Source organism: Enterobacter sp. MGH119, assembly GCF_001037675.1.
Classification (GTDB): domain Bacteria; phylum Pseudomonadota; class Gammaproteobacteria; order Enterobacterales; family Enterobacteriaceae; genus Enterobacter; species Enterobacter hormaechei_C.
This window is the reverse complement of record NZ_KQ089929.1, coordinates 801,914-823,717: the sequence shown is the minus strand read 5'-3', so window position 1 is coordinate 823,717 and position 21,804 is coordinate 801,914. Positions and strand designations below refer to the sequence as shown.

Annotated in this window: 18 protein-coding genes; all 18 read right to left on the bottom strand. The window is 52.4% G+C overall.

Annotated features, from left to right (window positions below):
- Positions 1–136: 136 nt before the first annotated feature.
- On the bottom strand, positions 137–688 hold the full coding sequence (locus SK53_RS23300) for a hypothetical protein (protein ID WP_223307895.1): 552 nt from the start codon (positions 686–688) through the stop codon (positions 137–139).
- A gap of 71 nt (positions 689–759) precedes the next feature.
- Positions 760–1,236, bottom strand: a complete 477-nt coding sequence (locus tag SK53_RS03815) for a hypothetical protein (RefSeq protein ID WP_032609451.1) — start codon at positions 1,234–1,236, stop codon at positions 760–762.
- A 1-nt stretch (position 1,237) separates the two neighbouring features.
- The gene (locus tag SK53_RS03810; RefSeq protein WP_242637250.1) at positions 1,238–5,605 is read right to left on the bottom strand and encodes an RHS repeat-associated core domain-containing protein; all 4,368 of its coding nucleotides are present in this window, start codon (positions 5,603–5,605) and stop codon (positions 1,238–1,240) included.
- 3 nt (positions 5,606–5,608) lie between these two features.
- On the bottom strand, positions 5,609–6,049 hold the full coding sequence (locus tag SK53_RS03805; RefSeq protein WP_023314292.1) for a DcrB-related protein: 441 nt from the start codon (positions 6,047–6,049) through the stop codon (positions 5,609–5,611).
- Between the two features lie 208 nt (positions 6,050–6,257).
- Positions 6,258–6,764 (bottom strand): hypothetical protein, encoded by a 507-nt coding sequence (locus SK53_RS03800; protein ID WP_223831766.1) that lies wholly within the window; start codon positions 6,762–6,764, stop codon positions 6,258–6,260.
- Between the two features lies 1 nt (position 6,765).
- Positions 6,766–9,348, bottom strand: coding sequence for a type VI secretion system Vgr family protein (locus SK53_RS23295; RefSeq protein ID WP_048208550.1), 2,583 nt, complete (start codon positions 9,346–9,348; stop codon positions 6,766–6,768).
- 159 nt (positions 9,349–9,507) lie between these two features.
- Positions 9,508–10,608 carry an ADP-ribosylarginine hydrolase Tri1 gene (tri1, locus tag SK53_RS03790; RefSeq protein ID WP_032634185.1) on the bottom strand — a complete coding sequence of 367 codons (1,101 nt, stop codon included), beginning with the start codon at positions 10,606–10,608 and terminating at the stop codon, positions 9,508–9,510.
- Between the two features lie 38 nt (positions 10,609–10,646).
- Positions 10,647–11,027: an immunity protein Tsi6 family protein gene (locus tag SK53_RS03785; RefSeq protein ID WP_022651396.1), complete on the bottom strand. Its 381-nt coding sequence runs from the start codon at positions 11,025–11,027 to the stop codon at positions 10,647–10,649.
- Between the two features lie 80 nt (positions 11,028–11,107).
- Positions 11,108–12,178, bottom strand: coding sequence for an ADP-ribosylarginine hydrolase Tri1 (tri1, locus tag SK53_RS03780; protein ID WP_048208549.1), 1,071 nt, complete (start codon positions 12,176–12,178; stop codon positions 11,108–11,110).
- A 209-nt stretch (positions 12,179–12,387) separates the two neighbouring features.
- Positions 12,388–12,471: a hypothetical protein gene (locus SK53_RS23870; RefSeq protein WP_230246519.1), complete on the bottom strand. Its 84-nt coding sequence runs from the start codon at positions 12,469–12,471 to the stop codon at positions 12,388–12,390.
- A gap of 482 nt (positions 12,472–12,953) precedes the next feature.
- Positions 12,954–14,027, bottom strand: coding sequence for a hypothetical protein (locus tag SK53_RS03770; protein WP_023314297.1), 1,074 nt, complete (start codon positions 14,025–14,027; stop codon positions 12,954–12,956).
- 14 nt (positions 14,028–14,041) lie between these two features.
- Complete coding sequence (locus SK53_RS03765; RefSeq protein ID WP_023314298.1) at positions 14,042–14,488, bottom strand: hypothetical protein; 447 nt, start codon at positions 14,486–14,488, stop codon at positions 14,042–14,044.
- A gap of 24 nt (positions 14,489–14,512) precedes the next feature.
- Positions 14,513–15,583: a PAAR domain-containing protein gene (locus SK53_RS03760; protein WP_045337768.1), complete on the bottom strand. Its 1,071-nt coding sequence runs from the start codon at positions 15,581–15,583 to the stop codon at positions 14,513–14,515.
- 21 nt (positions 15,584–15,604) lie between these two features.
- Positions 15,605–17,563 carry a type VI secretion system Vgr family protein gene (locus SK53_RS03755; protein WP_048208546.1) on the bottom strand — a complete coding sequence of 653 codons (1,959 nt, stop codon included), beginning with the start codon at positions 17,561–17,563 and terminating at the stop codon, positions 15,605–15,607.
- 83 nt (positions 17,564–17,646) lie between these two features.
- Positions 17,647–18,063 carry a hypothetical protein gene (locus SK53_RS03750; protein WP_226882826.1) on the bottom strand — a complete coding sequence of 139 codons (417 nt, stop codon included), beginning with the start codon at positions 18,061–18,063 and terminating at the stop codon, positions 17,647–17,649.
- Positions 18,064–18,115: 52 nt separating this feature from the next.
- Positions 18,116–18,862 (bottom strand): ankyrin repeat domain-containing protein, encoded by a 747-nt coding sequence (locus tag SK53_RS03745; RefSeq protein WP_048209387.1) that lies wholly within the window; start codon positions 18,860–18,862, stop codon positions 18,116–18,118.
- 11 nt (positions 18,863–18,873) lie between these two features.
- A complete protein-coding gene (locus tag SK53_RS03740; protein ID WP_003859977.1) occupies positions 18,874–20,340 on the bottom strand; it encodes a hypothetical protein in 1,467 nt (488 codons plus the stop codon).
- 25 nt (positions 20,341–20,365) lie between these two features.
- Positions 20,366–21,799, bottom strand: coding sequence for a serine/threonine protein kinase (locus SK53_RS03735; protein ID WP_022651404.1), 1,434 nt, complete (start codon positions 21,797–21,799; stop codon positions 20,366–20,368).
- Positions 21,800–21,804: the final 5 nt, after the last annotated feature.

Sequence of the window (21,804 nt, the reverse complement as noted above, 5' to 3'; positions counted from 1 at the left end):
CATATGATTGTTATGGAAAAACATTACCAATACTCGAACCTGCACCAAAATTACTGCTTTTAGATATCAGTTATAAGTTGTGCCGTGCCGTTGGATTGGCAATGGACCCAGAAGATATATGAAGCATCAACACTATCTACACGCGCCAGCAAATCGTAGTTGTCCTGACCACTTTCGTCGACGTAGGTGAACAGCACATCCCCGTGCGCTTCCCCCAGTAGGCAGTCATTCCCAGACACACCGGGTGGTGATGGCTTGCCGGTTGGCTGTCCGCCCAGCTTCTGGCGTCGCGTTTTACTGATGCGGCGACCGAGCGGATCGTAGCGGAAGCTGACCTGCGTCTGCGGTTTTTTGCGGTTCCTCGGGTTTGGCCGTTATCCTTCTCTACAGTGCAAGCATGGGTATTATAACGCCAGCGAATATCATTCAGCTGCGCCAGGCGGTTGTGCGTAATGTTCTCAACAGAACCTTCGAGCGGGTTAGCGGCTGCATCCCAGACCCCCTGCTCCTCTCCGGCCAGCGTGCCGTCCTGAACCAGGAGACGCTCGGCACTGTCTGTCGTACTGCCAGCGGTACCATTTGAACGGGTTATCGTCCCGCTCTTCGCGCACCAAGTTATTGCGGTAGTAGTAATCCCAGCGGCGCTGCGACGGGCGCTGGGTATTTTACTTACGACAGTGGATGTCATGACTCCAGAAAATGCTTACCTAGGGTTTTAGGTAAAGTAAATAATCCGAGGGATCAACCCTAACCCACACTTCAGCGTTTTATTTTTTGTGGGTTCCAATCAGAGTAATCAGCAACACGGATTTCATTAAGAACAAGATCTAGTGGAACATGTGCAATGCTATCTGCAATTTCATCATATGGCGCTGGCAACTCGAATGAAAAACCAAAGTCGTCATTTATAATAATACAGCCATTAAATATACGCTGTTTGTAAGTCAACCCTATTATTTCCCCCATCGTTTGACCTGTTTGTAATATTTTATTATACCTCCCCTTATAGTTTACGTTACAACCAATAGAAATGATCGTTCCATCTTCAAGGGTAGCGATTGTCATTGTGTCATCTACAATATATGCAAGCCTTTTATTATCATCAGGCAAGAAATAATCAAAGTAAGTTACCTTATAGCCAGCATATAACTCGCTTATGTACTTACTGATATTATCCCCCAAAAAAACGTTACCTAGTGCTCTTCCTGATAAAATATCAGCATTAAAATCAATCATTTTATACCCCCCCATTAAGTAAAACTCCGTCAACATAAACAGGTGAATCGGTTATTAAATCATAATTTTTAAACTCTCCATGACCAATTCTCCCATATACTACATCAGCACCATCAACTTCGCGATAAACTTTCCAGTAATCATTACCATGAATATTAGGTTGAGTTGGAGTCCCTCCGGGATGATAATCTAATTTGTACGTAGTACCTGATTTTGTTGTTTTGACATATTGAATATGTTGGATAGCTCCTGGTTTATTGGCTTGTGGATATGTTCTCGTCCAACCTTTGGATGTCAAAATATTATGAACATCAGCGGGTTTTTTCCCTGTTAATCTATCCACCCATCTTTGTGTTATACGATCTTTTTGAGAAAAACCACATTTTAACCCCCACGGATCCACCCACCCCAGCGCATTCGGCGCATACTGGTAAAGGTTAATCCCTCCCGCCAGCCCTATCGGGTCCTGCTGCGTAAATAGTCCGCAGTCCGGGTCATAATACCGGAACAGATTGTAGTGCAGCCCTGTCTCGCGGTCCAGGTATTGCCCCTGCATGCGCAGGTTCTGGGAATATCCTGATACCTGCGTCTCGCTTTCCCGCAGCAGCTTGCCCCAGGCGCTGTTTACCCCTTCCCAGCGCACCTGTCCTTCGCTATCCGTCATCCGTTCCGGCGTGCCGTTCGGCTGACAGTGGAACCAGAAGATTTCCGGGGCATCAACGCCGTCGATACGCGCCAGCGGATCGTAGCTGTCCTGATCGCTGTAGACGTAGGTCAGAGGCACTTCCCCGTGCACTTCCTGCAACAGCCGGAACCCTTCCCAGACAAACCGCGTGGTGACCGGCTTGCCGGCTGGCTGTCCGCCCAGCATCTGGCGGCGCGTTTTGCTGATGCGTCGCCCGAGCGGATCGTAGCGGAAGCTGACCTGCGTCTGCGGCCTGTTGCGGTCCCGCGGCTGGCTGATGACCTCCGTCAGGCGGTGCTCGCCGTCGTAGCGGTAGTGCCAGCGGGTCTGTCCGTTATCTTTCTCCACGGTGCGGCCGTGGACGTCATAGCGCCAGCGAATGCCGTTCAGCTGCGTCAGCCGGTTGTGCGTGACCTTCTCAACAGATCCTTCGAGCGGGTTACCGGCTGCATCCCAGCGCCACTGCTCCTGACCGGGCAGCGTGCCGTCCTGAACCATCAGCCGGCCTGCGCTGTCGTACTGCCAGCGGTACCAGCTGAACGGATTATCGTCCCGCTCTTCGCGGACCAGGTTATTGCGATAGTCGTAATCCCAGCGGCGGGACCAGCGGCGCGGCGACGGGCGCTGGGCGTTGCCGGTAAAGACGTCCCGCCGATGCAGGCGACCAAGGCGGTCGTATTCGCTGCGGATGGTCAGCAGCCCCTGGGTGCGGCTGGTCTCCCGGTGGAGTTCGTCGCGGGTAAAGTCGGAGACCGACAGCTTATCGAGCGCAATGCTGAGCAGATGCCCGCTGCCGTAGTAGAACTGCTTCAGCTCGCGGCCATCGGGCAGCGTGACGGAGGTGCGGTTGCCCAGCGCGTCATACTCCCACGCCAGCTCACCGTGCTCGCCAGCTTCGCGCGTGACGCGCCCGAGCGCGTCATACTCAAACACAAGCTCCTGCTCTGCCTCGGTGGTCCACACGTCGGCTGAAAGCGCAGGATGAAGCCCAATCCGGCTCAGAAGGCCGGACGGCGTGTAATGGTAGCGGGTCTGCCCTTCCGGCGTGGTGCGGGCGACCAGCTGGCCGCTCGCGCTCCAGGCAAAGGCATGGGTGATGGCCTCCGGATGACCGGCGGCAAAGGTGCGCGCAATCGTGCGCCCGCAGGCGTCATAGCGATACTGCGAGGCCACGCCATCAAGCCCCACCTCTTCCAGCAGCAGCGAGTCTGGCCCCCAGCGGAACTGATACGCTTCGCCGTTCTCGTTTTCCAGGGCAATCAGACGCCCGCGGCTGTCCCAGCGGCGGCGCACCTCTTCACCCTGCGTATTTCGGGTGGCGGTTAAGCGCCCCGCTTCGTCGTATCTGAACTCGCTCTCTTTCCCGTCGGCGCCCGCATGCTTCACCGGCAGGCCACGTTCGTTCCATTTGAGCGATTCCGTCCAGCCTTCCGGGCGATCGAGCTGCACCGGACGCCCTGCGGCGTCGTAGCGGTAGCGAGTCTCTTCACCGTCGGCGGCTGTCTCAGCCACCAGCCAGCCCAGCGGATGATAACGGTATTGTGTCACACGGCCCGAACAGTCCGTCGCACGCACCATCTGCCCGGCCTCGTTGTACTCCTGGTAGCGGCTGTTCCCGGCGGCATCGACTTCTTCCACAACCTGACCAAACTCGTCCCGACGCAGCAGCGTGGTCTGCCCCATCGGGTCCACCACGCGCTTCAGCCCGTGATGTTCGTCGTACCAGAACCGGGTGGCGCTGCCGTCAGCTTCGATAATGGCCGCGGGAAGCGCGCGGTGCTCCAGCCAGGTGGTGGTGCGGGTGTTGCCGTCGGCGTCGATCTCCTGCACCCGGTTGCCCATGTCGTCATAGACGAAGGTAACGGCATTACCCAGCGGATCGATGCGACGCGTTAGGAGTTCGTTGTCATCCCACTCGTAGCGCCAGTTCTCACCGCTCTCGTCAACGTAGCGAACAATGAGGTTTTGCGCGTTCCAGTAATGCTTTCGCGTCTGACCGTCGTAGTGTTCGACGGTCGTCAGCCCGGCGGCTAGATCATAGGTAAAGCGACAGCCGTCGCCGGTGCTGGTGCGGTTTTCCACCACGCGCCAGTGGTCGAATTTTTGCCAGCGGTATTCGCTCTCCAGCCCCCCCGGCAAGCGGTGCCAGGCCATCAGGCCGTGGTCGTTGTAACGGTATTCACGCGTCACCACGCCGGAGGCATCCGTCGCGCTCGCCAGCTGGCCGCGCGCATCGTACCCCCACTGCATCAGCGGCCAGGTTTTGTTGCCGTCGAGATGGCTGGCTGCGGTAACACGCTGCGGGAAACGTTCATCGTCATAGCGCAGGGTGACGTCGATCGCCCGCGGCTCATCATGGATACCAACCAGCCTGCCGTGCTCGTCCCACGCCGTCAGCAGCGCATTGCCGTACTCGTCGCTGAGGGAGGCCAGGCGCAGGATGGAGGGGTTAGCGCGGGTCGGTTTATACAGACGCCACACCGCGCCGTCATCGTCGGCAATCGCCACGTCGCCGCTCTCATTGCGGCGGATGATAATGCCTTCGCTGATGCTGTAAAACGCGCGGTCGACCGGCGGCAGTTCAAAGCTCAGCTCGCGCCCGGTTTCATCGAACCAGGTGGCATTGTTTTCTTCCAGCGTCAGATAGCTGTCAAAGGTGGTAGCCCAGCCCAGACCAAACAGCCCTTCGCGGATGGTCAGGCTGTTGTAGCTGCGCTGCCAGCGCAGCGGAAAGCGCCCCGGCAGCGAGAAATCGAGTTCATCGTCGTCGTTCAGCACCTTCACGCCGGTAGCGGCGTGAACCGGGTGCGAGGAGCCGAACACGGCGTTGACGGCCATATCAGCCAGCATCCCGCCACCGGCAGCAGCCAGCGCGCAGGGCATGTTTTTCAGGATCTTGCCCGGACGCCCGCGCAGCAGGGAGAGCGCAATCATCCCCAACGCCAGACCCGGCGTTTTACCACTTTTGATATCGCGGACCGTGAGGGTGTCGCCGCCGATGATCACGTTCGGGGAGACGTCGTCGGAAACGGTGCCTTCGCAGGTGGTGCGATCTTTTGCGCGCACCGCAGGCTGTCCGTTGATGAAGACGCTTTTGGAGCCTTCCGCCAGATACTGTGGCCCGGAGTGCTTTTCACACGCCACCTTATCTTCTTCCAGCGGCGAGGTTCCCGCGGCGGCTGAGGCAACGCTCGGCTGCCACATTTCGCTGCCAAACTGTCCGGCGGCGGAAAGCAGCATGCCCGCGTAATCGGCAAAGCTGCCCGGCGACTGCGGCTCAGGAGACGGGGTATCGGCAGGCGTTAACGTCCCGGCTGCGCGTGCAGCGGGAAGTTTATTTGTCAGAACATTGCTCGAACCGGTGGTGATCTTACCCGCAGGCGACGGCGGAAAAAGCGCGTTGCCCAGCCCTTCAGCAGCATTGCTGATATCGTCGGTGATCCCCGCGACGTTCGCCAGAACCCCACCAATAATGCCGCTCAACAGACAGCTGGATCCAATTGCCGCCACGCCTGCCGCTGCGGCCCCGGCTCCCAGCAGTGGGGCCGCGACGGTCGCTGCCGCGCCCACCGCCGCGCCAATCACCGCATAGGCAGCGCCTTCCGCCACAATGCTGGTAATATCAGCAAAAATGCTGGAGTGAATAATCTCGTCGCCCTTACGGGCCGCGTTGTTATCGCTCATGCCTTACACATTCCGGTTGTCGTTTAGCGTCAGACTCTGCTTCAGTGCGCTCCAGCGCGCCTCGTCCTCTTCCGTAAAGGCTTTTAAGGCCGAGAGGGTAAAAATCATCAGTACCGGTTTGCCCGGCGTCTGCACGGCCAGCTGTTTTTGCCACAGGCGCTGGCCGTTACGGTCAAAGGTGGTCTCAACTTCCAGTCCGCTAATGTTTCCGTCTGGCCCGGCTTTTACGTGCTGAAATTCGCTCTGGGCGATCTCCCCCATCTGAGGGCGCAGGACTTCCCACTGACGGTGGAACTCTTGTTCGTAATCGCTACCATCCGGGATGACGCCGCGGCTGACTACCACGGACAGCCCGCTTTCGTCATCGCGAATGATGTTCATGCTGTTGTCCTGCCAGGCGGCAGGAAAAAGGGTAAAGGAACCTTCCTGGAGGGTGTATTTCATAAGTGAACTCGGGATGATTTATTAGAAAAATAAAATTAAAAGCGCTAAAATTTATACCGCCAATATTAATTACTGCTTAGCGACTCAGAGAAATATGATCATTAGAACGTTAGCACTTTCTTTTTTTCCGCAAAAACTTTAGGGGCAGCGATATTATTAGCCGTTTGATAATTATCTTCTTTCACAGCCCGTAAAATTGCCTCGCAACTTATTGTTCGTAGCGTGACATAACTACCCTGCCCAGGCATTCCTGATTCAGAACTGGAAAGCTAAATGCCCATGCCAGCCCGCGTTCATCGGTAGGGGTGCGATATCCAACTGATTGTCCCGGCGTGTTTCCGCGAGGGATATTAGACAATTTCAGATCCGGAAAATGAGATTTGACTTGATCAAGAGTAATACATGGTTGATTAACTACGAAAGAAACCAAAGATACGCTGTTATCACCATTTCCCCATAAACGAACATCCACATTACTGATCCGTGTGCCATCAGTTAACGTAAAGGGAGCTGAAGTATAACGGTCTTCTTTCTCCTGTGTATTATTAATCAGCGGTTGGTTAAACAGTTTACTGACATCCTCAACTTGTTTACCCCACACTGATTTCATTTCTTTAATCATTTGCCACAACGAATCTTGATTCATTTTATTATGCCCTGCATAGGTAAATATTGAAAATAGTGGAAGAACAATGAGGAATGTAGCTTTAATCATCCTACTTTCCATAGAATCCTCCATAGTAATCATTATAATTTAGATTAGTCCCTGAGGCTATTTCGCCTTTACCATACACTTTTCCTATTGCTTTGGCTGCATCAATGCGAGATAACTCACCACTTACCATTTTATCATAGGCAGAATTATATGCTTTTAGGTTTTCGGCACTTCCCGCTATATCAATATCAATACCGCCGTTTGCAAGGATCTCGCGTTGTATTTTAATGTTATTCAGCGTTGCTCCACCTTCATCCATAAGCTGGCTGTTGATGAAGCTTTCCTTACTCGAAGAATCTACCGCAACAGGATAAGTTGCATGCCCTGCCTCATGTGCCAGAGTTTGCACCGTTGTGGCTGTATCTTCCATGTGTTCAGGGTCCATGACAATCAATTTGTTATTCGTATCAGCGTAACTCCCCCCTCCTGCTGCTCCCGGCTGAATAGCCCACCCTTTATCTTTTAGATCTTTTAATTGTGTCTGAAGCGTTGGTGACTTATTGATTTCCTTAACTACATCTTCACTGAAGGGCATCACATCAGAGTTGTAGGAATTATTTTGATAGACGTAACTCCCTTTTAATGGTGGCGCTGATGCAAATTTTGTTGTTGGTTTTGGTCTGGTTGCTGCTGGCGCTGAAGCTGCGGGAGCCGGATTCTTAGCACTTTTATTCGGAGAAAACTTCTCCTGCACCGCCGCATCAATATCCCCTTTATGCCCCGATCCCGGCGCCGTTGTGCCCGGCTTGGTGCCCGACGTATTCAGATGCAGCTTACCGCCTGTGGTGATATACCCATCCCCTTCCACAAAGAAGTTAAACTCTTTGCCGATCAGGTTAATTTTGCCGTTAGCGTTAAGCTCAATAGCACTCTCGCCCGAGACCAGCCGCAGCTTCGTCCCGGAAGCAATGACGTACTGCTCCACCGCTGCATCCAGCTTGCCTTTACCCGTCAGGATCTCGGTTCCGCCTTTCACGGCCTGGATCTGATTAGCCTCCACGCGATGCAGCTCATTTTTCTTCACGTAATGGCTGCGCGCGCCGCCAACGGTGTGCGTTTCATCATTTTTAACGCTGGTGTCCATGTTGCGCTCGGCCTGGATCCACACCTGCTCTGCGCCCGCCTTGTCCTCAAAGCGCAGGGCGTTGGCGTTGTCCACGGAACCGTCTTTTGTCCGGCTCATAAAGCCCATCTGCGTCGCCGCAGCCGGCAGCGCCCACGGCGGCATGCTCGCGTCGTTGTACACGCGACCAGTAATGATCGGACGGTCCGGGTCGCCGTTGATAAAGTCCACCACCACCTCATCGCCGACGCGCGGGATTTGCACCCCGCCGTAGCCCTGGCCCGCCCACGCGCTCGACACACGCACCCAGCAGGAGCTGGTGTCATCGCCCTTCGCCAGACGGTCCCAGTGGAACTTCACCTTCACGCGACCGTATTTGTCCGTCCAGATACTCTCCCCCTGCGGCCCCACCACTTTCGCCGTCTGCGGGCCGTAGGTCCGCGGCCACGCCGTGCTCTGCGCCGGACGGTAGGACACCGACGCCGGGATAACGGTGAAATCGGTGCGGTGAATGGTCTCCCCCTCACCGCTCGCGTAGCGGTTCTCCTCGAAATGGTAGCCCGCCGCCGTGACCAGATACTCCCCGTTATCGCTGAAGAACGGCGCGTTGGTGAGGGTAAAGATGTGGCCCGGCGCAATGCCCGCCGCCGTGGCCGTCGCCTGAATCTGCTGATGCTCCACCTGCCAGCGCTCCTGACGGATGCGGGCGTAGAATTCCGCATGGCCCGTCTCCACAAAGCGCCCCGGCCAGTCGTACACGTCGATGCTGCCCGGTTTCGGTGACGCCGGGTTCTGCTGGGCCTGGAACAGCCACGCATTCGGCTTGCGGAAGTCGTAGTCGTCGAGGCTGTAAATCCCCGGCGTCACGCTGTCCTCCAGCGCCCACTGACTGATGCCCTCTTCATCCGTACTGCCGCCGGACGGCGTCTGGTGGTAAGGAATGACCTCATAGCCGCTGAAAGGCTGGTGCTGGGTAGCGGCGTCGGTGAGCACCAGGGTGTGTTTGTCGGCCTCGTGGCTGAAGTAGTACGCAATCCCCTCCAGCTCCATCAGGCGGCTGATGAAGTCCAGGCTCGACTCCTGATACTGCACGCAGTAGTCCCACACCCGGTAGCTGCCGGTGAGTTTGTCTTCGAGGTTAACCTGATGCTCACCCAGCAGGGTTTTGACAATCTGCGGCACCGTCTGGCCCTGGAAGATACGCAGGTTGCGGTCGCGCTTCATCGGCCACAGGTCCGGCTCCACCGTCAGCTGGTACACCGCATAGCGGGTGCCCGTCAGCTCAACGGCGCTCACCGCTACCCGGGTAATCTTGCCGTTTATATAGCGGGAGGTCAGCAGATTCTGCGTCGGGATGGTCACCGTGACCGGCTGGCCCAGCAGCCTGCTGCGGTCAATGCGCGCATCCGTGCCGAGCAGAGTCAGCGTCAGCGCGAACGACTCGGACATCGCCTCGCGGCCGGAGAGTTTCCAGAAGAGCAGCCCCTCAACCGGGAGCTGGACGGTAATTCGGTTGAGCATAATCTTTATTCCACTATGGACTAATCTCAGTGCCAGAAGTTAACTCATCTCAGTATGCAAAGCGGAAACGCCGTTGATGTGATAATGAGTAGCTGTAAGATTGACTTCGCTTGCCACAAAATAAAACTACTTTTCCTGTAGTTTCATTGAGATAAACAGTTATAAGAAAGTGTCTTCGGGGGCTCTATCGAACAATTCACCAGCCATTTTGGCGATACGTTCATGTTGTACAAGATTGTTTTTCCACTCCTGCGGAATACCGGAATAACCATATAATGCTCCAGCTATTTGTCCCGCCGTCGCCGCAACGCTGTCAGCATCATCGGCAAGGTTGGCTGCCAGCAGAATGGCATCACGGAAATTATCCGTATTCCATACGGACCACATCGCGGCTTCAAGCGTATCGATAACATAACCACTTGAACGAATCTGATCGCGAGTTTTTTGCTTATATTCACCCGCGTTGATAATCATTACGCGTGGCTGAAGCGGCATAACGTGCGGAGAAAAAACAAAATCTTTATTGCTACCGTTAATCATATGCACAAGCAAATAACTTAAATACTGCGTGCTATTGATTGCTTCCGCGGCACCGTGTGTTGCGATACATTGTTTTTTAGCTTCATAAAACGCTTTGCTTAATGACTTTCTAAAAAAAATAGAGACAGGGGCTTGTCTGATAATGGAAGCATTACCCGCAGTTTCTGGAGCAGTATTGCCGCTCCATCCTGGGCCAATTGTTAAATATTGCTCTAAAGCAAATCGCGTTGTATTACCTATATCAAAACAGACGCCATTTGAACTGTTATAACCATGCTGATACCATTCCAGAAGCTTATTCCTGAAACATATAGTATCAGCATCGCCTTTCTCAAGAAGCGTTTCCGCAAGACATAATGCCATGGATGTATCATCCGTCCATTCGCCTGCACGAAGTTGAAATGGCCCACCTCCTGTCATATCTTTGACGTATGCTCTGTCACGAGGCAAAAATTCGAGCGTCGTACCTACAGCATCTCCAACAGCAAGACCAATAAGCGTACCTACCGCACGATCCCGTGATTGCGCTAGTGAGATATTACATGGTGGTGGTAAATCCCATTGTTTTTGTACATCACTATTTGAGGATGACTCTAATGGCTTATTATCATACGTATACTGCATCCTTCGCTGGACTGAAGGTCTGCTAATGGGTAAGTATTTACGATATCTATCAACATATTTTAACAAGGCATTTAAATCAGCATGTAAGTCAATCACCTTTCACCCATAATAAAAAATATTATTCATATGAAATACTAAAATTCATCAGGGAATTTCTTCATGAGGTTTTGTTTCTTTTTATTATAGTTGGTATCGACCTCATGCGGCAGCCTAACCTTTAACCCTCGGCGGATTTGATCCACAATAAACCAGGCATCTGACAACCTTTCAAAAAACAACTCATCAGAATGATCAAACTCCTTCCCTGCATACATACCGAACGTCATATCCCATAATTTCGCTCTATCCTTTTCCTTGCCTTCGATTAAATCCCGTAGAAATAATAATTGTTGTACAATAGAGTCGTACATTTGCAAAAGCGGGGATTGGGGATCACGATTCTTGACGTCTGCATATCTTTTCTGTGCTAAAGTTAATGCTCTATCAACGTAACCAAACATTGTCATTTCATTCATTGCAGTAGATTCAGTTAACTAAAAATTCCATACCTGATCGCAAGTCATCATATGCCCTCGCTTACCCTTGGTAATCCTAACTATAAAAAATTATCCTCAGGTGCTCTATCGAATAGTTTACCCGCCATTGTGGCAATACGTTCGTGTTGTACGAGTTTATCTTTCCAGTCCTGCGGGATAGCGGAATAACCATACAACGCCCCCGCTATTTGTCCCGCCGTCGCCGCAACGCTGTCAGCATCATCGGCAAGGTTGGCTGCCAGCAGAATGGCATCACGGAAATTATCCGTACTCCATACGGACCACATCGCAGCCTCAAGCGTATCGATAACATAACCACTTGAACGAATCTGGTCGCGAGTTTTTTGCTTATACTCACCCGCGTTTATGATCATTACACGCGCGCACAGTGGGAAAACATGAGGCGAAAAAGCTTCTTCTTTTTGATAACCGTTGATTAAATAGTGCAATACCAATCCGAGAAATTGGCATGCGTTAATTGATTCTACCGCGCCATGCGTTGCTCGACTCTGAGCCTGTGATTCGAAGTAAATCGCACGCAGTGATTTTCGACGAAAGATAGATACCGGTGCTTGACGAATAACCCCAGCATTACCAGCAGTGTGTTTCTCTGTATTACCATACCAGGAAGGTCCGACACGCATATACTGTTCAAGCGCGAACCGCGTCGTATTGCCGATATCGAAGCACCGACCATTACTGCTATTCTCTCCGTCAAGATACCATTTCAGGAGATATTTTCTAAGCACATCGGTGTGCATTCTGTTTTCTGAAAGATAAGTCTCTGCCAGACATAATGCCATGGACGTATCATCTGTCCATTCACCAGGTTTTAATTGAAAAGGTCCCCCACCAATCATATCTGCTACATGTTCACTGTCTCTTTTCTTAAACTCAAGAGTGGTGCCGACGGCGTCCCCAACAGCCAATCCCACAAACGCCCCAAGCGCTTTATCACGTGAAACATCTTCAGTCGTGACTAAAGGTAATGTTACATCCCATGGGAGAGATGAATTCGACGCATCTATACTATTGCTTCTTAATCCATTACGGACATCAATTGGCATATAACATTGATAACGATCAGCATAATGATTGATTACTGAGTCTTTACTGTGAAGATCTTGCATCACACACCCTTTAAATAGAGCAACAGGGGGGGTCATATGACAGACCATTATTCATCTTTTCTCTTACCAAAAAATCTTTGATTAATTTGAAGAAGGGAGATTGTAATCAAAGACTGCGCATCACTTGCGATATCTTTTTTGCCTTTTTAAGTATTCTACGCCTTGCTCATGAGGAAGAATAATCTTAAATCCTTGTCCCATTTGCGAAGCTATATACCTAGCATTGGACAATGCTGAGAAATTTCGTCATCAGTAGTATCAAACTCTTTGGACGCAAGCACTCCGAGATTCAATGTGTGTAATTTACTTTTATATTTTTCAACACCAATAAGAATAGATTTAATATAATCTTACTGATTCTTCTCCATAACATATAAAGAAATGTAGGATATTGCTCTAATCGACTATTAATTGCATCAATAGCATCATTGATATAATCCAGCGCGGTATAATTTTCTTTATTCATGATCCAACTTAAATATATCCTTTTCACTTGAAAGAATCTTTGAAAGCGTGCTCTGGCGTAACCACTGCCGCCGTGGTGGTGTGAATTTTCTGATGCCCGACTTACTTGCCTGCGCTCCTGACGGATATCGGCATAGCAATGCCTCCAGCGCCATCAGACGGCTGATGAAGTCCAGGCTCGATTCCTGATAGTGACGGTTTATGGTGGAGATGATATTGACAGGGCAGGGAAACCGACAAAGTCACCGATCATCTAAAAAAAGAAAAGCTACGCGTACGCATGAATTTGTCCTGAATATCGAGTCAAAGATTAGACATTTTCTATATGGAATGTTGACAGGATGATTTCGAGGCAGCGTTTATTCGCCTCGAAGTGGTAATCATGATAGTTACGGTGTCTGCCAATCAGTTCTGCATAGCACCAGACTTTGCCCACGCTAAAAATATAGCACTGGTAAACAGCGCGCATTTCTTCCTCTGCGCTGAACATTTCCCCCCGGCATGTCCACAGTGTTTTTCCGAGGGATGGATTAAACTCATTTGGAATAGTAGCAAGTGCTTCAGTCTTAAGCGTAACGGCAGGTTCTCGATCGTGAAACCGTTTAATCGAAACGCTAAAAACATCCTGCGCGGTAAACAACATCTCCTGCGAAAAAAAGCAAAGATTAATGACACCGTAGTTAATGCCATCAAACGAGTGCTCGACCACCAGGCGCGTTTCTGTAAGGGGATTCACCTGCCAGGATTCCGGTACTTTAAATCCACTGCTGTTTTTAGCACTGAGGTTCACGGTCTTAAGCAGTTCAGCCAGAACCAAGTTACTACGATGCAGTAAATCCCAGTTCACTACAGTAAAGTAAATATCATTCGCCAGCGCAGGGTAGTCGCGAGCGGCACAGGCCGCTTTAATCAGGAAATAATTTCCGCCTCCTTCTTGCGGATTGTAATCTTTCTGTACGGTATAACGTGAAATGACCTCGTCGCCGGACGAGTGCGTTTTGAGAGTTAGCACATCTGCAAAAAGGCCACTACCGGAAGGATGCGCAATCAAGCGCTGATTCAACACTTTTTCGCCCATCAGTTCCAGTTTATTAAACAGCCAATCAGAGGGATTCATCTCCCACTGACAGCGTTCATAAGCGGCCCAAACTTCCATATAGGGTTGCGCATCATCGGTGGCATAGCGACCCAAGTTAGTCAAGCCGACCTCAGGAAGGTGCTGCGGGGTCAGTTCAGCTGGCTTAACACGATTTGGCAAAATCACCCAGTACTGAAGCATTTTTTTATCAGCAGAGGTATACAGGCATTTCCAGTAGTTCGCCTTAATCTCTTCATTGCTTGCGGTTGAGACGATGGGAAAAGCATAATTATTACCAGTGTTCATAAAACCTCTTCAACTCAGACAGTGCTGCCAAACCAGATACCATAGAACATTAAGATACAGCCTAACGAGGCTAGACACTTTACTACCAGGCGTAATTTTGCCCCATACTTACCAGATAGTGATAATAATTTTGTATAGTTTGCTGCAGTGTTATAGCGCTTGTGGAATCGCATAATAATATCGAAAATATTATTCAACATCACGACAAAAAACTTCGACAGAAGCACTGCCATAAAGGAAGCTGGTATTATTACTGATAATGACCGTGCAGTTTCTCTGGTAAGCAACGGGATGAACTTAGAAAAGCCAACCAAAACAATGACCAATACAAATGCACCAATCAGTACTGAAATGAATTTTATTCCAAAGCCACGCCATTCTTCTTTTGTATACAGATCTTTTCCATTCCAGATATAGATCAAAGTGATTAAAATAAAAATCGTTAAGCCAGCCCATTTCATTATTTCATTGTCCTCTCACATCCCTTAATCGCCTATCAAAACAGTAACACACCCGGTAATAATTGTCCCATCCCCGCTTTCTGTCGGAACAGAGGTGACGGCTGGCTCATCCTCTTCGCCATACAAATAGTCAAAGAAATCCAGTATAGGCTTAAATGCCACTTTCAGACTTGCATCACCCTTAAGCCCTACAAGCCCTGCAGCCCCACCAGTCACCCTGACGTTAACGGAATAATCTTTAGTGTCCCAGAAAGCGCTTCCACCTCCCGCGAGACCAGCAGACCCAAAGCTACCGTCGATTTTTGCTTCTCCGGAAACGATGCCCAGAATATCAAGGTTACCCGAAACTTCGCCTTTCACTCCTTTCGCTTCCGCACCGGCGTCAGCAGTCAAACCATACTTCCCATCATTGCCGGTATAAACTTCTAATACGGCTTTAGCTTCTGCTGTACCAATAGTTACATCCCCTGATACTCCACCATACAACGTTCCTTCTTTACCCGCAGCAACCGAACCACCGTATTGCTCACCTGTCGCAGCGGCATTCGCATTCAAGCCATAAATATCGTTGCCGCCACCATACAGAGACCCCGTCGCATTGGCGACGGCGAGTTTATTACGCATTTCTGCCCGTAGCAGATCCTTACTTTTCATATTCCCAATTGTAATATCCGCCAACGCAAAACCAGCTGAAGCGGTATCAAAATCACCGTTGAGGTTTTTATCTTCGAGGCTGGCGTACGCACCCAGAACACGAGCATCAAAATGTTCGCCGTGCATCATCCCATCTTCGCCGGCATTTTTCGCCAGCGTGCCCCCCCAATATTGAGGTGCTGCTGCTTTCGGTATGGCAGGTGCCGGTGAGCCGCTAACATCACACTTCGTCTTGTCTCCTTGACGTGCAAGTGGCATACCGTTAACGAAGACAGTACCGGAGCCCCCCACAATAATACCGCTGCCGTGCGTCGAGCAGGATAACGTATCACCCTTTCGAGCGGCGGGAAAACCACCGATGATGACGTCCGGGCTTCCCGACTGAATTGGCCCCGAATGTGCGCTGACATCTATGGTCGCTCTGGCGGCAGGCTGTCCCATGTTCAAAAATCCTTCTACATATTAGCTGTTAATTTTAACAACAGCGCCTTTAATATCTGTCAGGTTTGTACCATTGAGATGAAGAGTATCATTAGCTTTCATCTCGGCATTTATTCCGCCGCCTAACTTCGTCAACTCCGTCCCTTTGAAGGATGCCACAGTAATACTCTCAGCCTTGAGTGTCCCTTCGGAAACGATAATTTCAATTGTCGATGGCGTGATAAGAATGTAGTTATCATTCACCTTTAACTTAATCGAGGTTGTCGCTTCCAGCAGAGCATTTCCCTCTTTATCCATAGTCAATACGGTTTGGTTTTTACCTACATTGAATTTGTGCTGATTACCCGTGTTGCTGGTTGAATTCGCCCCCACGTTCACGTCCCGGTTACGCTTAACCGTTACGTGCTCATCCCGGCCGATAATTTTTTTACGGTCTACCCCTACGTCATGTGTCTCGCAGTTCTCGATCTCGGTGTCCATGTTTTTTTCAGCATGAATCCAGATCTGCTCTTGCCCAGCCTTATCCTCGAATCGTAGGGCATTGGCATTATCTTTGTGGCCATCCTTACTGCGGCTCATAAAACCCATCTGCGTCGCAGCAGCCGGCAGCGCCCACGGCGGCATGCTCGCGTCGTTGTACACGCGACCAGTAATGATCGGACGGTCCGGGTCGCCGTTGATAAAGTCCACCACCACCTCATCGCCCACGCGCGGGATCTGCACCCCGCCGTAGCCCTGGCCCGCCCAGGCGCTCGACACGCGCACCCAGCAGGAGCTGGTGTCATCGCCCTTCGCCAGGCGGTCCCAGTGGAACTTCACCTTCACGCGGCCATATTTGTCCGTCCAGATACTCTCCCCCTGCGGCCCCACCACTTTCGCCGTCTGCGGGCCGTAGGTGCGCGGCCACGCCGTGCTCTGCGCCGGACGGTAGGACACCGACGCCGGAATGACGCTGAAATCGGTGCGGTGAATGGTCTCCCCCTCACCGCTCGCGTAGCGGTTCTCCTCGAAATGGTAGCCCGCCGCCGTGACCAGATACTCCCCGTTATCGCTGAAGAACGGCGCGTTGGTGAGGGTAAAGATGTGGCCCGGCGCAATGCCCGCCGCCGTGGCCGTCGCCTGAATCTGCTGATGCTCCACCTGCCAGCGTTCCTGACGGATGCGGGCGTAGAATTCCGCATGGCCCGTCTCCACAAAGCGCCCCGGCCAGTCGTACACGTCGATACTGCCCGGTTTCGGTGACGCCGGGTTCTGCTGGGCCTGGAACAGCCACGCGTTCGGCTTGCGGAAGTCATAGTCGTCGAGGCTGTAAATCCCCGGCGTCACGCTGTCCTCCAGCGCCCACTGGCTGATGCCCTCTTCGTCCGTACTGCCGCCGGACGGCGTCTGGTGGTAAGGAATGACCTCATAGCCGCTGAAAGGCTGGTGCTGGGTGGCGGCGTCGGTGAGCACCAGGGTGTGTTTGTCGGCCTCGTGGCTGAAGTAGTACGCAATTCCCTCCAGCTCCATCAGGCGGCTGATGAAGTCCAGGCTCGATTCCTGATACTGCACGCAGTAGTCCCACACCCGGTAGCTGCCGGTGAGTTTGTCCTCAACGTTGACCTGATGCTCACCCAGCAGGGTTTTGACAATCTGCGGTACCGTCTGGCCCTGGAAGATACGCAGGTTGCGGTCGCGCTTCATCGGCCACAGGTCCGGCTCCACCGTCAGCTGGTACACCGCATAGCGGGTGCCCGTCAGCTCAACGGCGCTGACCGCCACCCGGGTAATCTTGCCGTTTATATAGCGGGGCGTCAGCAGGCTTTGCGTCGGGATGGTCACCGTGACCGGCTGGCCCAGCAGCTTAGTGCGGTCAATGCGCGCATCCGTGCCGAGCAGGGTCAGCGTCAGCGCGAACGACTCGGACATCGCCTCGCGGCCGGAGAGTTTCCAGAAAAGCAGCCCCTCAACCGGGAGCTGAACGGTAATTCGGTTGAGCATAATCTTTATTCCGTAATGGTTTATGCTGAGAATATTTTTAACGCAAGGCTTTTTAAACGTGAATGTTCTGGTTATTGGCCGTCTTACTCTTTAACCGGGGGCCTTTCCCCTTCATATTTATAAATCCACAGGGAATAGATTTTCAGAAACTCTGACAAAATGAATAAAAATCCATTTAGCCATACATTCATCACGCCCGTGAAACTTAACACCAGGGGAAAAAGGGAAACTGAGTAGCGAAACCCAACCAGACGCAGTATTTCCTGGTAGAGTGCCAGTCTGCTCGCGTATAAATTCCGGGCGAAGAAGCACCATGCTGAGGCAATAAAAGAGAGCAACAACAAAAAATCGAGAATAAAGAAAAGAATAACCAGAGCGCTATACCCACCAGCAGACAGCGCGTTCACAACCGTACTGAAGGCGTGTATATCGGAAATAAAAGGGATCTTGTCATGCCGCATGGACTGGGCACAATATAAGACAACGGCCAGGGCATCCATGCATCCCCAGAAAACGAAAACCTTATCTCTGGCGCTCATGACAGTTGAGCAATCACTTAACCGGCGCGGGTGGCCATTCGCCCACCTTCTGGATGAGCTTCTCTTTTATTTCGTTTAATTTCTCGTATTGCTCACTGCCTCGCTCAAGTCCATTAAGCGCGTCCGCGAGCGCATTGCTCATCGACCAGCCATTTTTGGCCTTAATTGACGGATCCGCTCCTCGATCGAGCAGCAACAAGACATGATCGTAAGCCTGGTTATCCAGCGCATCAAACACCAGCGTTTTACCCAGTGAGTTGGTTGAGTTGACGTCAGCACCGCGATTGAGCATGGCTTCCAGCGTCTCTGTATTTTTCGCTTTAAGCGACTGGAAGACGATCGGTTCGTGGAAAACCTTATCTTTCACGTTGGGTGAGAGGCCACCGTCCAGCATCGCGTCGATCCAGTCCGCACTGTCTCCCTTTAGGGCAAATTCGGCAGGACTGCTTTTTCCCTGCGGTCGAGGCTGGAGCGGATCTGCGCCAGCCTTAACAAGCAACGTAATCACCTTTAAATGGGGCGATGTCTTTTTATCATTAATCGCGTTGCCGATGGCCCAAAAAAGCAGGGTCATATCCTGCTTTCCCGGTTTATTAAGATCGCTGTCTGGTGCAAGCGTCTTCACCGCGTCGACATCGCCTTCTTCAATCGCTTTCGCCAGTTCAAGCTGCTGACCGCTGAAGTAGTCCTGTGGATTAAGGTCCATATCCTGCTTACACCCCTGAATCATGAATAAAAAACATAACGCGACAAAAGCCATCAACCCTTTTTTCACAATCGACTCCCGATTATCGAAATATCCTCATCCTTCTGTTGCTCTATGCAATCAATCGCCTGATTAATCCCGTGGCGGTCCAGCGCACTTCCGGTTCCACCGGGAAGGTCATGGGGTATTCCGGCAGCATTAGGGCTCAGCGCAGAGATTTCCTCTTTGAGGATCCACGAAGGGACATGCCCTTTCATCGTTTTCAGATCTTCCCAGGGGTTAACTTCCTGAATCTTCGTCAGCAGTTCACCTTCAACCCGATACGCCTGGATATTATCCGTACTGCCTAATATCTTACCGCCGTATTTTTCTACGGTTCCGGCATTGAGGCCGGCGGCGTTAAACGTCCACCCCGCTTTCCCGCTGCCCATAGAGGTTGCAGAGGCGAGACCACCGCCAAGGGAATGACCGGCAATATCAATATTCTGGCCTGACCTTGCCAGCTCCTTACCGATACTCACGGCCTTTTTATAATAATCTGAAGCCATACCCATGCCCTGTGAGAAGTTATTCGACCAGTCAGCCCCGTTTACCACCGGCGCCAGTTCCCCTTTGGTCAGTAGAGAGGAGACATTCTCAGACAGAGAGGCGAAGCCAGGCTCGCGCGATCCCCTGAATACCAGCGTGGGGTTCATATCTGCACCAAACACTTCCGGCTTCGGTTGATAGACGCGCGCCAGAAAATTGGGGGACGTATCATCGTCAAAGAGCATGGATTTGTTCAGCCCGAACTTTCCTAACAGCGCATCGTCATTACTGATATCCGTCCATCCCTCCGGCACGCCCGGTGTGGTTTCCAGCGGGTTCACGGTCTTATAAATATTTTCCGCAAGCTTCGCTTTTTCCACCGCGATATTATTCGCCGCCAGACGTTTCGCGGCGATCTGGGCATCCGGATAAAGGCTATTGCTCCCCTTCGCGATCAGATCTTTACGCGCCTGCCAGCGTTCTGCTTTGGTCATCTTCTGAAGCTGCCCGGCATAGGTTTTACCGTCCTTGCCCGGAGTAGGTTCATCCGGCACCTGTGCCGTTTTAGATTTCACCACCTGTTTTGGCAGTACCGTTGGCGCAGGGCGAGATCCGTACGTTCTCACCATAGTTTCGTAGCGGTCAACAATTGTACTCACCGGATACCAGCCCAGGCCGACCAGCGAGGCAGCCTGGAGTTGCCCTTTGGCGTTGATATAAAAAATTTCCGTTACTGATGACCAGTCACGAAAACTTTCGTCAATGGCAACCACTCTGCCCATCTCTAAATCCTGCGCGATCAGCGTACGGGTATCGCGCCCGGACTGATAAGGATTCGCACCGGTGATCGTGCGCAGCAGATCGTAGCGCGTGAAGAGTGAGCGCAGCGAATGGTCGGGAACCGACATAATCCACTGTCCGGCAACGGACGGGCGGATTATTTTCGCAAACAGCGCTGGCGAGACGTTCTCGTGGAACAGATAGACAAACTTGATGTTATACATTCGCTCCGTCCTGTTACCCGCAGGCTTACGGATTCACCAGCCAGGTGCCTGGCTTCGCAATATCCAGCGTCTGGGTACGCGTTCTTCCATTGCCTTCCAGTTCAATGCGGGTCTCGCCCGCAGGCAATTTCAGCGATGCGTAACCGTTATTCCCCGGACGCAGCGCTTTAGACTCGCCGTTCACCTTCAGCGTCTCGCCATCAAGCATGCGGATGTAGACCAGCGCGACCGGGCTGGCGTCGACAGGCGGCGCACTCTGCTGCGCCGTAGCAGGTGGCGCTACCGGCTCGCTCACGTCTGCCGTTGCCGGTCTGGTTTCCGATTGGGATGAGGTCTCAGCCGGAGGGCTCACGGCAGGGGTTTGCGCCGTCTGCTCTGGCGTTTCCTGACTGCCGCCGCCGAACAGCATCGCACCGGCAACCACCCCAACCAGCACGCCCGCGGCCACCAGCCCCGGAAGCTTGTAACGTCGCCAGTCCAGCGCGGAAGCAGATGCCTCCTCTTCCACCGGCACCAGCATCGTGCCGGTCTTCTTCGCAGTCAGCACCTCGTCGATACCGGCGACGGGCATCTCGATCAGCGCCGCAAACTCCTCAATGGATTGCGGACGGTCTTCCATATGCAGCGCCAGCGCCTTGTCGATGGCCTGAAGCAGCGGAATGGAATAACCCTGCGGCATCAGCTCCACCAGTGGTTTGCAGGTGTCCTGAATCGAACGCACCACGCTGACCGGCGGCGGAGAGCCGACGATGAGGGTGCGCAATACGGCGCCGAGCGCGTAGATATCCGTCCACGGCCCCTGCTCGCTTTCATTGTCGTCGGTATACTGCTCGATAGGCGCGAAGCCCGGACGCAGCATGGTTTCCGTCTCATCCGAGAGATTACCGATGGTGCGGCGTGCCGATCCGAAATCGAGCAGCACCGGCAGGCCGTTATCCTGAATCTGAATGTTATCCAGCGAGATGTCGCGGTGTAGATAACCCTCGTCGTGGATCGTTTTGATGGCGCCGAAGAGCATTGGCAGCATGCGGCGGATCCACGCCTCGTTAATCAGCTCCGGTTTCTCTTCGCGCAGACGCGACAGCGTGGTACCGCTGTAAAACAGCGTCCCCATATAGGCCGTGTCGTTTTGCACCCAGAAACGCAGTACGTGCAGCAGGTTCGGGTGGTTAAAGCGCGCCAGCAGGCGGGCTTCCTGGATGAAGCTGTTCAGACCGGCAGAAAACGCTTTGCCGAAGCGCTCGCTGCGCAGCACCAGCGTCATATCCTCGCCGCGCACGGCGAGGGAGGAAGGCATAAATTCTTTGATAGCGATAGTGCGTTCGAGCTGGTGATCCCAGGCGCGATAGACGATGCCGAATCCGCCGCCGCCAATCACCTCTTTTATCTCAAACTCATTGAAACGGTACCCGACCGGGAGCGCGTTTGGGACAGTCCGATTGTTATCATTATCCGTCATCTTTT